This window comes from Kocuria kalidii (assembly GCF_044462225.1).
Lineage (GTDB): Bacteria > Actinomycetota > Actinomycetes > Actinomycetales > Micrococcaceae > Kocuria > Kocuria kalidii.
Window position 1 is genome coordinate 20,528 of record NZ_JBISWJ010000075.1, and the last position, 12,394, is coordinate 32,921.

The 12,394-nt window shown below is 73.3% G+C and carries 14 protein-coding genes; 12 read left to right on the top strand and 2 right to left on the bottom strand.

The features are described from left to right. Positions 1–81 precede the first annotated feature (81 nt). On the top strand, positions 82–1,560 hold the full coding sequence (locus ACH9D3_RS10615) for a four-carbon acid sugar kinase family protein (RefSeq protein ID WP_396410866.1): 1,479 nt from the start codon (positions 82–84) through the stop codon (positions 1,558–1,560). Beyond that, a complete protein-coding gene (locus ACH9D3_RS10620) occupies positions 1,557–2,438 on the top strand; it encodes an NAD(P)-binding domain-containing protein (RefSeq protein ID WP_396410867.1) in 882 nt (293 codons plus the stop codon). Before ACH9D3_RS10615 ends, ACH9D3_RS10620 begins: the two co-directional genes overlap by 4 nt. Before the next feature lie 41 nt (positions 2,439–2,479). Here the strand turns inward: ACH9D3_RS10620 and ACH9D3_RS10625 are convergent, their stop codons facing one another. Beyond that, on the bottom strand, positions 2,480–2,716 hold the full coding sequence (locus tag ACH9D3_RS10625) for a DUF6953 family protein (protein ID WP_396410868.1): 237 nt from the start codon (positions 2,714–2,716) through the stop codon (positions 2,480–2,482). 81 nt (positions 2,717–2,797) lie between these two features. On the opposite strand from ACH9D3_RS10625, the gene ACH9D3_RS10630 reads away from it, so the two are divergent. Further along, a complete protein-coding gene (locus ACH9D3_RS10630; protein WP_396410869.1) occupies positions 2,798–3,253 on the top strand; it encodes a GNAT family N-acetyltransferase in 456 nt (151 codons plus the stop codon). 93 nt (positions 3,254–3,346) lie between these two features. Here ACH9D3_RS10630 and ACH9D3_RS10635 read toward each other — a convergent pair whose 3' ends face one another. Further along, the gene (locus ACH9D3_RS10635; protein ID WP_396400091.1) at positions 3,347–3,874 is read right to left on the bottom strand and encodes a 2'-5' RNA ligase family protein; all 528 of its coding nucleotides are present in this window, start codon (positions 3,872–3,874) and stop codon (positions 3,347–3,349) included. Positions 3,875–3,994: 120 nt separating this feature from the next. On the opposite strand from ACH9D3_RS10635, the gene ACH9D3_RS10640 reads away from it, so the two are divergent. The 9 genes from ACH9D3_RS10640 (at position 3,995) to ACH9D3_RS10680 (ending at position 12,263) form a co-directional block, all read left to right on the top strand. Further along, positions 3,995–5,104 carry an ATP-binding cassette domain-containing protein gene (locus tag ACH9D3_RS10640; protein WP_396410870.1) on the top strand — a complete coding sequence of 370 codons (1,110 nt, stop codon included), beginning with the start codon at positions 3,995–3,997 and terminating at the stop codon, positions 5,102–5,104. After that, the gene (locus tag ACH9D3_RS10645) at positions 5,101–5,781 is read left to right on the top strand and encodes an ABC transporter permease (protein WP_396400093.1); all 681 of its coding nucleotides are present in this window, start codon (positions 5,101–5,103) and stop codon (positions 5,779–5,781) included. The genes ACH9D3_RS10640 and ACH9D3_RS10645 overlap by 4 nt, the downstream gene beginning before the upstream one ends. After that, a complete protein-coding gene (locus ACH9D3_RS10650; RefSeq protein WP_396400094.1) occupies positions 5,778–6,449 on the top strand; it encodes an ABC transporter permease in 672 nt (223 codons plus the stop codon). Before ACH9D3_RS10645 ends, ACH9D3_RS10650 begins: the two co-directional genes overlap by 4 nt. Before the next feature lie 40 nt (positions 6,450–6,489). Beyond that, the gene (locus tag ACH9D3_RS10655; protein WP_396410871.1) at positions 6,490–7,428 is read left to right on the top strand and encodes a glycine betaine ABC transporter substrate-binding protein; all 939 of its coding nucleotides are present in this window, start codon (positions 6,490–6,492) and stop codon (positions 7,426–7,428) included. Positions 7,429–7,839: 411 nt separating this feature from the next. Next, on the top strand, positions 7,840–9,738 hold the full coding sequence (locus ACH9D3_RS10660; RefSeq protein ID WP_396410899.1) for an amylosucrase: 1,899 nt from the start codon (positions 7,840–7,842) through the stop codon (positions 9,736–9,738). 5 nt (positions 9,739–9,743) lie between these two features. After that, on the top strand, positions 9,744–10,061 hold the full coding sequence (locus ACH9D3_RS10665; RefSeq protein ID WP_396410872.1) for an SMR family transporter: 318 nt from the start codon (positions 9,744–9,746) through the stop codon (positions 10,059–10,061). 10 nt (positions 10,062–10,071) lie between these two features. Then, on the top strand, positions 10,072–10,440 hold the full coding sequence (locus tag ACH9D3_RS10670) for a DMT family transporter (RefSeq protein ID WP_396400097.1): 369 nt from the start codon (positions 10,072–10,074) through the stop codon (positions 10,438–10,440). A gap of 495 nt (positions 10,441–10,935) precedes the next feature. After that, the gene (locus ACH9D3_RS10675) at positions 10,936–11,466 is read left to right on the top strand and encodes an SRPBCC family protein (RefSeq protein WP_396400098.1); all 531 of its coding nucleotides are present in this window, start codon (positions 10,936–10,938) and stop codon (positions 11,464–11,466) included. 176 nt (positions 11,467–11,642) lie between these two features. Further along, entirely contained in the window at positions 11,643–12,263 is a 621-nt protein-coding gene (locus tag ACH9D3_RS10680; protein ID WP_396400099.1) for a superoxide dismutase, read from the top strand. Positions 12,264–12,394: the final 131 nt, after the last annotated feature.

The following is a 12,394-nucleotide window of genomic DNA, read 5'->3' on the forward strand; positions in this document are numbered from 1 at the left end:
CCGCATTCCGGCACGGAGTCCCGGCCCCGGGGCCCGGCACTCGCCTCCTGTCCTGATCCACCGCCGAAAGGAGCCCCGCGCATGGCCACTCCGCGCACCCTGCTCGTCCTCGACGACGACCCCACCGGGTCCCAGTGCGTCCACGACGTCGACGTCGTCCTCGAGATCGATCCCGGGACCGTGCTGGACGTCGTCCGGCACCCCGGGCGCACCTGCTTCGTGCTCACGAACAGCCGGGCCCGGCCCGAGGAGGAGGCCGTGGCGATCAACACCGAGCTCGTGTCGGCCGTGCTCGAGAGCCTCGCGGCCGAGCACCTGCCCCTGCCCCACCTCGTCTCCCGCAGCGACTCCACGCTGCGCGGGCACGTCGTCGCCGAACCCACGGCCCTGGCGGACGCCCTCGAGCAGCGCGGTGTGGCGGTCGACGGATTCCTCTTCGCCCCGGCCATGATCGAGGCCGGCCGCTACACCGAGGGGGACGTGCACTACGCCGTCCTCCAGGGCCGGCCGATGCCGGTGGGCGAGACCGACTTCGCCGCCGACGCCACGTTCGGCTACTCCTCCTCCGACCTCAGGGACTTCCTCGTGGAGCGCTCCGGCGGAACGCTCCAGCGGGACTCGATCCTCTCGATCGGCCTCGACGACATCCGGTCCGGGGGCGTGCCGGCCGTCGCGGACATCCTGCGCCGGGCCCGGGACCGGGCGTGGGTGGTCGTCAACGCCACGGACTATGCGGACCTCGACACGGTGGCGGAGGCCCTGGCGGTCCTCGAGGCGGAGGGCCGCACGTTCGTCACCCGCTGCGGCCCGTCGTTCGTGCGGCCGCTCGCCGGTCTCTCCGACTCCCGCCGGCTCGGTCCCGAGGACATCTCGGTCGGCCCCGGCCGCCTGCCGCACGGACTCGTGGCCGTGGGGTCCCACGTGGGGCTGACCAACCGCCAGCTCGCCGAGCTGCGCGCACGGCGGGAGCTCTTCGAGGTCGAGCTGGACGTGCCCACCCTGCTCGACGACGACGCCCGTCCCGGCTACGTGGCCGATGCCGCCGCGCGGATCATCGACGCGCTGGCGAGCAGCGACGCCGTCGTGTGGACGAGCCGCGAGCTCGTGCGCACGGACGACCCCGGGGAGTCGCTGGCCATCGCGCGCTCGGTCTCCGACGCGCTCGTGGAGGTCGTGCACGAGGTGGCGCAGGCCCGCCCGGCGTGGGTCGTGGCCAAGGGCGGGATCACCTCCCACGAGGTGGCCCACCGCGGTCTCGGGATCCGCCGCGCCACGGTGGCCGGCCAGTTCTTCCCGGGGCAGATCTCCATGTTCCAGCCCACCGACGCCCCGGACACCACGCGGGGAGGACCCTACGTGGTGTTCCCCGGCAACGTGGGCGGCGAGAGCGCCCTCGCGGACGTCGTGGGCGTCCTCGACCGGGCGGCAGAGCTCGCCCGGTCGCTCGATCCTCGCCGGGGCCACGGGGCCGGGCGCGAGAGCGACCCGAACGACCCCGGTCAGCACCACCCGGATCAGCACCAGCCCCGTCAGAACGACTCCGAGGAGAACCCGTCATGAGCACACCGCTGTCCGTCGGCTTCCTGGGCCTCGGCGCCATGGGCGCCCCCATGGCCCTCTCCCTGGCCCGCGAGGGCTTCGCCGTCCGCGGCTTCGACGTCTCGCCCCGTGCCCAGGAGCACATGGGCGACGCCGTGGAGCTGCTGGCCGACCCGCGGGACGCGGCGGCAGGAGCCGATGTCGTCGTCGTGATGGTCGCGACCGGGGCGCAGCTGCACGACGTGCTGTTCGGCGAGCAGGGCATCGGCGACGCCCTCGGCCCGGAGACCGTGCTGCTCGTGATGGCGACCGTCGGCCCCCAGGCCGTGGAGTCCTGCGCCCGGGCCCTCGCCGCCCGCGGGGTGCGGCGGGTCGTCGACGCACCGGTGTCCGGCGGGACGGCGCGCGCCGCCACGGGCGACCTGCTCGTCATGGTCGGCGGCGCCGACGAGGACGTGGCCGCGGTGCGGCCGCTGCTCGACGCGATGGCCGGCAACGCGCCGGTCGTCGGCCCCCGGGCCGGGGACGGACAGCGCTTCAAGGTGGTCAACCAGCTCCTGTGCGGCGTGCACATCGCGGTCGCGGGGGAGGCGCTGGCCCTGGCGGACTCCATGGGCCTGGATCCGGCGCAGTGCCTCGAGGTCCTCTCCACCGGGGCCGCCACATCCTTCATGTTCGAGGACCGCGGCCCGCGGATGCTGCAGGGCGAGGAGGCCGAGGTCCGCTCCGCCCTGGACATCTTCGTCAAGGACATGGGGCTGGTCACCGACGCCGCCCGGGCGGTCGAGCAGCCGGTGCCGCTGGCCGCGGCGGCCGAGCAGCTCTACGTGCGCGGCCGCCGCGAGGGCCACGGCCGGCACGACGACTCCTCGCTCTTCGACGTCCTCCGCTCCCGCTAGCTGTACCGATCCGCAGCTGCTCGGGGGCGCGCCCCCGTGGTTCAGCCCTTGACCGACCAGAAGCGGCGGTCACGGTCCCACTGCACCGTGCCGCCGTGGGCCTTGCGGAACTCCGCGAGGACCTCCTTGCTGATCCCGGTGTGCCCGTTCTCCAGCGTCCGGACCCACTCCGGCCCGAAGGTCTCGGGGATGTCCCGGACGGCCTGTTCCTGGGACAGCCGTCCCTCGGTCCGGATGCGGTCGATCATCCAGGTGGCGATGTCCTGTGCGCTCGTCATGCCCCGAGCCTACGCGGATCCGGGCCCGCGGCCGGCACGAGGGGCTGGTCAGGGGACCCGGCGGGGTGGGACCATCACCGCATGGTCGACGTGCGGACCGCGGGACCCGAGGACGCCCCCGCCGCGGGGCGGCTCCTGGACGCCTTCAACCGGGAGTACGACGCGGCCACCCCCGGCGCCGACTGGCTGGCGCAGCGCCTGGTCGAGCTGATGGGGCGCGGGGGGACCCTCGTGCTGCTGGCCGGGGACGGCCCGGACGGGATCGCGGTGGTCCGCGTCCGCCCCGGCCTGTGGTCGGCGGGCGACGAGTGGTACCTCGCCGAGCTCTACGTCGTGCCCGGGCGACGCGGCGAGGGGATCGGCCGGAGCCTGCTCACGGCAGTCCTCAACCGGGCCCGGGCGGGCGGCGCCGACCTGGTGGACCTCGCGACCAGCGAGGACGACGTGGCCGCCCGCGGACTCTACGAGTCGGCGGGCTTCACCCGCTTCGAGGACGGGGACGGCGGCCTGTCCTTCTTCTACGAGCTGGAGCTCTGACCCCGCGCCGCCCGGGCACCGCCCCGGTGCGCGGGGCCGGTGTCCCGGGTCGGGGCGGCCCGCGAGTGCAGCGGTCCCCGTCCGCGCCGGTGCTCAGGCCAGCTGCACCACGGTGCGGGCGTCCGCGTCCCAGCGGCGCAGCGCGACGGCGCGCAGCGGTTCGGGGTGCGGCGCGAGGACCTCGAGGGCGGCGGCCACCTGGTCCGGCCGCATCCGGCGCGCCAGGGTGACGTGCGGTGTCCAGGCCCCGGGGAACGAGGTGCGCGCCTGCCCGGGGAGCGCGCCGACGGCGGCGCAGACCCGGCGGTGCAGCTCGAGCAGCTCGGGGGTGGTCACCACCTGGCGGACCACCACGTATCCGCCGCGGCCCGGGCCGAACAGGAGCACGCCGGCACTGGCCAGGGGCAGGTCCACGAACCCGGCGGCGGCGGCGACCCGGGCGTCGATCCCCGGAACGGTCTCCGGGGCCAGGGACGGGGCGGCCACCAGGGTGATGTGGGGCCGGTTGGAGACGGAGCCGTGCCGGCCGGAGCTGGGCAGTCCTGCCTCGGACAGCCGGTCCCAGTCGGCGCGCACGGCCGCCTCGGCGTCCTCGCCGAGCAGCAGCTCCAGGCTGTGCATCCTCGTTCTCCTCCGCGTCGGCCCGAGGCCCCGCTGGGGGGCCGCCTCCGGTGGACGCGAGTCTAGCGGGGCGCCCGAGCCGCTTGCCTATACTGGCCGGACGGCAACGGGAGGATCTCCATGACCGACATCGCGATCCGGTTCGAGGGCGCGGGCAAGACGTACCCGGACGGGACGACCGCCGTCGAGGCCCTCGACCTCGAGGTCCCCCGGGGATCCCTCACCGTGTTCGTGGGGCCCTCCGGCTGCGGCAAGACGACGTCCCTGCGGATGATCAACCGCATGGTCGAGCCGACCTCGGGCACCGTCTCGGTGGAGGGCCGCGACGTCTCGTCCGTGCCCGCCCACGAGCTGCGCCGCTCCATGGGCTACGTCATGCAGCAGTCGGGGCTCCTGCCGCACCGCACCGTGGTGGACAACATCGCCACCGTCCCGCGGCTCAACGGCGTCCCGAAGAAGCAGGCGCGGGAACGGGCCCGCGAGCTGCTGACCACCGTGGGACTCGACGAGGCCCTGGGCTCCCGGTACCCCTCCCAGCTCTCCGGCGGCCAGCAGCAGCGCGTGGGGGTGGCCCGGGCGCTCGCGGCCGACCCGCCGGTGCTGCTGATGGACGAGCCGTTCTCCGCCGTGGACCCCGTGGTGCGCCAGGACCTGCAGCGCGAGCTGCTGGACCTCCAGCACCGCCTGAACCGCACCATCGTGTTCGTCACCCACGACATCGACGAGGCGATCCTGCTGGGCAACCGGGTGGCCGTCTTCGCCACGGGCGGGAGGCTGGCGCAGTACGCCACCCCGGAGGAGCTGCTGCGCGCCCCCGCCGACGACTTCGTGGCGGACTTCGTGGGCCGCGACCGCGGCTTCCGCTCCCTGACCTTCGACTCGGCCCACGACATCCCCGTGCACCCGGTGTCCGTCGTGCGCCCGGACGGCACGCAGAGCGTCGTCGGGGCCGGGGACGGTCCCGTCCCCGACGGGTGGACCCTGCGGATCGACGACGACGGCACCCCGCGCGGCTGGGTGCGGCCCGGCGCGGAGGACGACCCCGTGGTGGGCGGCACCCTGCACCGGCCCGGAAGCTCGCTGCGCAGTGCCCTGGACGCGGCCCTGTCCTCGCCGTCGGGCCTGGCCGTGGTCGTCGACGACGACGGCCGGGCCGCCGGCATCATGCAGCCGGGGGAGATCATCGCGGCCATCGAGGACGCACGGCTCGGGGGGCGGACCCCCCGATGACCTGGACCAGCCGCAACTGGCCCTACGTCCTGGAGCTCACGGGCATGCACCTCGTCCAGTCGGTGCTGCCGCTGCTGCTGGGCGCGCTGATCGCGATCCCGGTCGCCCGGCTCGCGGCGCGCAACCGGACGCTGCGCCCGGTCTTCGTCACGGGCTCCTCGCTGCTCTACACCATCCCGTCCCTGACCCTCTTCGTGGTGCTGCCCCTGCTCCTGGGCACGCAGATCACCTCGGTGGTGAACGTGGTCGTGGCGCTGACCATCTACGTCGTGGCGATCCTGGTGCGCTCCTCCGTGGACGCCTTCGAGTCCGTGGACCGCGACGTCCTGCAGGCCTCCACCGCGATGGGCTACCGTCCCCTGCGGCGCTTCCTCGCGGTCGAGCTGCCGCTCGCGGTGCCCGTCCTGGTCGCCGGTCTGCGGGTCGCCTCCGTCAGCAACATCTCCATGGTGAGCGTCGGCGCCGTGATCGGCGTCCAGTCCCTCGGCACCCTGTTCACCGACGGGCTGCGCCGCTCCATCCTCGAGGAGATCGCGGTCGGGATCGTCCTGACCGTGGTCCTGGCCGTGCTCATCGACCTCGTGCTGCGGGGCGCCGGCCACGCGCTGACGCGCTGGCAGCGTGCGGGGGCGGCACCGGCGCCCACCCTGCGCGTGCGGAGAGGGGCGGACGCATGAGCCTCTTCGGCGACGCCCTGTCGTGGCTGGTCGATCCCGGGAACTGGTCCGGGTCCGGCGGCATCCCCGCCCGGCTGCTCGAGCACCTGACCTACAGCGGCGTGACCCTCGCCGTGGCCCTGGCCGTGGCGGTCCCGCTCGGCCTGTGGGTCGGGCACACGGGCCGCGGCTCCGGCGTCGTCGTCGGCCTGGCCGGCGCCCTGCGCGCCCTGCCCACGCTGGGCCTGCTGACGCTCTTCACCCTGCTGCTGGGACTCGGCCTGGTGCCGCCGATCATCGCGCTCGTGCTGCTCGCGATCCCCCCGATCCTGTCCGGCACCTACGCCGGGATCGCCAACGTGCCCCCGTCCCTCAAGGACGCCGGGGCCGCCATGGGGATGACCGGGGGCCAGGTGCTGGCCCGCGTGGAGGTGCCCAACGCGCTGCCCGTGATCCTGGGCGGGATCCGCAACGCCGCCCTGCAGGTCGTCGCGACCGTGACCGTGGTCGCCTACATCAACCTCGGGGGCCTCGGCCGCTATCTCATCGACGGCCTCGCGGTGCGCGACTACGAGCGGATGCTCGGCTCCGTCGTGCTCGTGGCGGTGCTCGCGCTCGCCGTGGACGCCCTCCTGGCACTGGCCCAGCGGCTGTCCACGTCACCGGGCCTGCGCCTGGCCGCTCCCTGACCCCCGGCTCCCTCCACCACCGATCGACAGGAGAACCACCATGACCACTTCCCCCGTGCTCCGCCGCCGCGCAACCCCGCCGGCCCTGGGCGCCGCCCTGCTGCTGGGCCTGACCGCCTGCGGGGGCGGCGGCGACCCCCTCGCCGGTGAGGACGGGTCCGCTGCGGCGTCCTCGGAGACCGTGACCGTGGGCTCCGCAGACTTCCCGGAGAGCCAGATCGTGGCCGAGCTCTACGTGGGGGCCCTGGAGTCCGCCGGGGTCGAGACGGAGACGTCCATGGGCATCGGCGCCCGCGAGGCCTACGTGGGGGCCGTCCAGGACGGGTCCGTGGACGTGGTCCCGGACTACTCCGGCAACCTCCTGCTCTTCGCGGACCCCGAGGCGACCGCGAGCTCGGCCGAGGAGATCATGGACGCCCTGCCGGACGCCCTGCCCGAGGGCCTGACCGTGCTGGAGCCCGCCGAGGCGGAGAACAAGGACGCCATGGTGGTCACTCCCGGGACCGCCGAGCAGTACGGCCTGACGAGCATCGCCGACATGGCGGAGGTGTGCGGCGAGCTGGTCGTCGCGGGCCCGCCCGAGTTCGCCGAGCGCGCCTACGGCCTCGACGGCCTCGAGGAGAACTACGGCTGCGTGCCGGAGTCCTTCGAGCCGATCAACGACGGCGGCGGCCCGCTCACCGTCCAGGCGCTGCTCGACGGGGACGTGGACGCCGCCGACATCTTCACGACCACGCCGGCGATCGTGGACAACGACCTCGTGGTGCTGGAGGACCCGGAGAACAACTTCATCGCCCAGCAGGTGCTGCCGCTGGCCGCGGCGGACCGGCTGCCGCAGGAGGCGGTGGACGCCCTGAACGAGCTGTCCGGGCAGCTGACCACGGAGGACCTCATCGAGCTCAACCGCCAGGTCAGCGGCGAGGACCAGGTCAGCCCGGCGGCCGCCGCGCAGGAGTGGCTCGCCGCCAACGGGTACTGAGGCCGGGCGGCGGGCCGGCGGGAACCGCCCTGCACAGGGTTCTCCACACGCGCGCCGGGATCGCCCCCGGGTCCGGAGGCGGTCCCGGCCTGTGACCACGCGGCGCTCCCGCCGCTTTCCCCGCAGTGTCCCCAGGAGTCGTCCACACCTGTGGAAAACTCTGTGCACAGGGATGTGGAGGAACGTCCCGGTCATCCGCTGAAATGCCGGGGACGCATCAGTATGCTGAGGGGCGGGCCGCTCCCGCCGACGTCGGGCAGCGCGTCCGTGACCATCCGAGGGCTCGTCGTCAAGGAGGATCTCGAGTTCGGACATCGCCTCACCCCGCCCGGGGTGGACGACCGAAGGAGCAGTGTGCCGAACACCACTACGTCCGGGATCCCGGGACTGTCGCCCGAGAACCAGGCACGCGTGATCACCGCGTACGTGCGCCAGCAGGTGCACGAGCGCCGCGCCGCAGACCTCCCGGACACCGGGTGGGCGGACTTCGACCGACGGTTCGACGAGCACTTCCCCCGGCTGACCCTGCTCTTCGCCGAGATCTACGGCCACCGCGAGGACTTCCTCGAGCAGCTCGGCGAGCTCGGCCTGCAGCTGGCGCACTCCTGGGCCGAGCGCCCCGCGGACCTCAAGGACCTGGACGCGCGGCGGGAGCGTGACCCGGCGTGGTTCGGCTCCCGGCAGATGCTCGGCGGGGTCTGCTACGTGGACCGGTACGCGGGCAGCCTGCAGGGGATCCGGGAGCAGATTCCCTACTTCCGGGAGCTGGGACTGACCTACCTGCACCTCATGCCCCTGTTCGAGGCCCCGGCGGGCAACTCGGACGGCGGCTACGCGGTGTCGTCGTACCGGCGCGTGGCGCCGGAGCTGGGGACCATGGAGGAGCTCGCCGAGCTGAGCCGGGAGCTGCGCCGGCACGGGATCAGCCTGGTCCTCGACTTCGTCTTCAACCACACCTCCGACGAGCACGAGTGGGCGCGCCGGGCCGCCGCGGGGGAGCAGGAGTACGAGGACTACTACTGGATCTTCCGGGACCGGACCGTCCCGGAGGAGTTCGAGCGCACCACGCGCGAGATCTTCCCGGACGACCACCCCGGCTCCTTCACGCCGGTCCGGGCCGCCGAGGAGGACCCCCGGTGGGTGTGGAGCACCTTCTACTCCTTCCAGTGGGACCTCAACTACACCAACCCCGCCGTCTTCCGGGCGATGGCCGCGGAGATGCTCTTCCTCGCCGCCCAGGGCGTCGAGGTGCTGCGCATGGACGCCGTCGCGTTCATCTGGAAGCAGCTGGGCACCCCCTGCGAGTCGCTGCCGCAGGCCCACGTGCTGCTGCGCGCCTACAACGCGCTGTGCCGGATCGCCGCTCCGGCCGTGCTGTTCAAGTCCGAGGCGATCGTCCACCCGGACGAGGTCGCCCGGTACATCGAGCCCGGTCAGTGCCAGCTGTCCTACAACCCGCTCCAGATGGCCCTCACGTGGGAGGCGATGGCCACCCGCGAGCCGAAGCTGCTGGCGCAGGCCCTCGAGGAGCGCCACGCCCTCCCGCCCGGCACGGCGTGGGTGGACTACGTGCGCGGCCACGACGACATCGGGTGGACGTTCTCGGACGAGGACGCCGCCCGGCTGGACGTGCGCGGCCACGACCACCGCCGCTTCCTCAACGCCTTCTACACCGGGCGCCACCCGGGCAGCTTCGCGGACGGCGTCCCGTTCCAGGAGAACCCCCGCACGGGGGACTGCCGCGTGTGCGGGACCACGGCGTCGCTGCTGGGTCTCGCCGAGGACCCGGGACCCGCGGTGGACCGGATCCTGCTCGCGCACTCCGTCGCGATGAGCACCGGCGGCATCCCCCTGCTGTACCTGGGGGACGAGGTCGGCCAGCTCAACGACCCCGCCTGGAACGAGGACCCGGCCCACGCCGGGGACGCCCGGTGGGTGCACCGCCCGCCGCGGCCCGTCCAGGACTACGAGCGCCGTCACGAGCTGGTCTCCGTGCAGGGGAGGATCTTCGGGGGCATCCGCCGGATGGTCGAGCTGCGCCGCAACGCTCCGGAGCTCGACGGCAACACCCTCATCCCCTTCGACGCGCGCAACCCCCACGTGCTGGGCTACCAGCGCCCGGGCAGCAACACGATCGTGCTGTGCCTGGCCAACTTCTCCGACTGGTCCCAGTTCGTCACCGGCGAGACCCTGTCCGGGTTCCTCCCCCACGGCGTCGAGCTGCACGGCAACGCCGAGCTCGACCTGCGCCACGGCCTCCTGCTCGACGCCCACGGGTTCCTCTGGATCCGCGTGGTCCCGAGGCGCTGACCGCCGTGGGGGCGTGGATCGTACTGGTGCTCTCGGGCGTCTTCGAGGCGGTGTGGGCCTCCGCGCTCGCGGCCTCGGACGGCCTCCGCCGCCCCGTGCCGACCGTGGTGTTCGCCGTGACGGCCGCCGTGAGCCTGGCCGGGCTCGCCTACGCCATGGCGGAGCTGCCCACGGGCACGGCGTACGCCGTCTGGGTGGGGATCGGTGCCGCCCTGACCGTGGCCTGGTCCATGCTGACCGGCCGCGAGTCCGCGACGGCCCTGAAGGTGCTGCTGGTGCTCGGCATCATCGGCTGCGTGATCGGGCTCAAGGTTGTCGGCTGAGCCGCGGGCCGTGCCGGACCTGCGGGTCCGGCGGGCCCGCGCCTGGGCCCTGCTCGTGGTCAGCGGTGTGCTGGAGGCGGTCTGGGCCACGGCCCTGGGCGCCTCCGAGAGCTTCTCGCGGGTCGGCCCCGGCCTGCTCTTCGCGGTGGCCCTCGCGGTGAGCATGCTGACCCTGGCGCGGGCCGCCCGTGTGGTGCCGATGGGCACCGCCTACGCCGTGTGGACGGGCATCGGCGCCGTGCTGACGGTCGCGTGGGCGGCCGGCACCGGCCAGGAGCAGATGTCGTGGCCGAAGGCCGTCTTCCTGGCGGGCATCGTGGCGTGCGTCGTGGGGCTGCACGCCGCCGACCGGCCACGCCCGGGAGGGGACGACCGGTGACCCCGGTCCGGGCACCGGGTGCGGGCCTCGCGGCGGCGCGCCGCTGTCCTCGCGCGCTCGCGGGCGGGCACCGGTCGCTCCCGTCCCGGGGCCCGGCCGTCCGGTCGTGACCCGCCGATCTCCCGGTCCTGGCGGACGGTGAGGCCGTGGACGACTCCCCGTGACCTCCCGCCCGGTCTTCTCAACAGGTTCTCCACAGGACTTGTCCACAGGGTGGATAACTTCCATTGGTGGAATTACGCCGTCGTCCGCCGCGCGGACCGCGCGCTGACCGGCGACGACGGCCTGCTTCGGGAAAGGTGCGTACGGACGTTCGAATTCTGCACACGCCCGTCCACACCTGTGGACAACTTTCTCCACCCCCTGTGCACCCCAGGACGGTGGCACTGCGCCGCTCCGTCGCTAGAGTATGCATGTGCACATGCGAATCGTCCCCGTCCGTGCACGCCGTCCGCCTGCCCCGTGCGCGGATCCGACCGCGGAGGAGAGGGTGCGATGCCCGAGGAGAACACGACGTTCCGGCTGGTGGACACCGCCGTCGTCGCGGCGAGTCCGCAGCTGGTGGAGCGCTTCCTGCTCGACCCCGGGTGCCTGCGCCGGTGGAACCCGATCCCGGAGCGGGACTACAGGGTCAGCACGCCCGTGCTGCAGCTCGGCACGTCGATCGAGTCCGTGGCCCACCTGGGCCCGTTGCGGTTCTCCTTCGTGAACATCGTCTCCGAGCACGTGCCGGGCCGGCGCCTGGGGATGCGCACGACCAAGGGCGTGGTCGACCTCCTCGTGACGATCACCTGGGAGCAGGTCGAGGGCGGCACCCGAATCGAGAAGGTCGTGGACGGGCGGTACACCGAGTCGAAGGCCTGGCTCTGGTTCCTGCTCCGGGGCGCCGCCCGGCGCAGCGCCCGGAACGCCCTCGAGTCCCTCCGGCGGATGCTCGAGTCGGGCGACTACGAGTTCACGGTCCCGTCCCAGCTGACCCCCCACCCGCCCCGCTGCCCGCTCGAGAGCCCGCCCGACTTCGTCTGAGACCACGGCGGCCTCCGCGGGCGGCGGCCCGGCCGGGACACCGCCCGCGGAGGCCGCTCGGCGTCCCGGCGCGCCCCTCCGCGGAGCACCGTACGCTGGTGGCGGAACCTCCTTGACCCCCGCGCGCGCGCAGGACGAGGGTGGAACCACACGACAGCTATCGAAAGGACTCTCCTATGGCCGAGAAGTACACCCTTCCCGATCTGCCCTACGACTACGCGGCGCTGGAGCCCCACATCTCCGCGAAGATCATGGAGCTCCACCACGACAAGCACCACGCCACCTACGTGGCCGGGGCGAACACCGCCCTGGAGAAGATGGCCGACGCCCGCGCCAACGGTGACGGTGCCGCCGCGGCCAAGCTGTCCAAGGACCTGCAGTTCAACCTCGGTGGGCACGTGAACCACTCGGTGTTCTGGCAGAACCTCTCCCCGGAGGGCGGGGACAAGCCCACCGGTGAGCTCGCCGCGGCGATCGAGGACCACTTCGGGTCCTTCGACGCGTTCCGCGACCACTTCACCTCCGCGGCCACCACGATCCAGGGCTCCGGCTGGGCGATCCTCGCCTACGAGCCCGTCGGCGGGAACCTGGTCATCGAGCAGATGTACGACCAGCAGAACGGTGTCCCGGTGGCCACGATCCCGCTGCTGCAGCTGGACATGTGGGAGCACGCCTTCTACCTCGACTACCAGAACGTCAAGGCCGACTACGTCAAGGCCTTCTGGAACATCGTGAACTGGGCCGACGTCCAGGAGCGCTTCGAGAAGGCACGCACCGGGGGTCGTTCCATCATCTGATCCCCGCACCGCCGGCGCCTCGCGCGCCGGACCGCGAGCAGGGCCCCCGGACCGCACGGTCCGGGGGCCCTGTGCCGTTGCGGGAGCCCTGTGTCGTTCCGGAGACCCAGTGTCGTTCCAGGGGCCCTGTG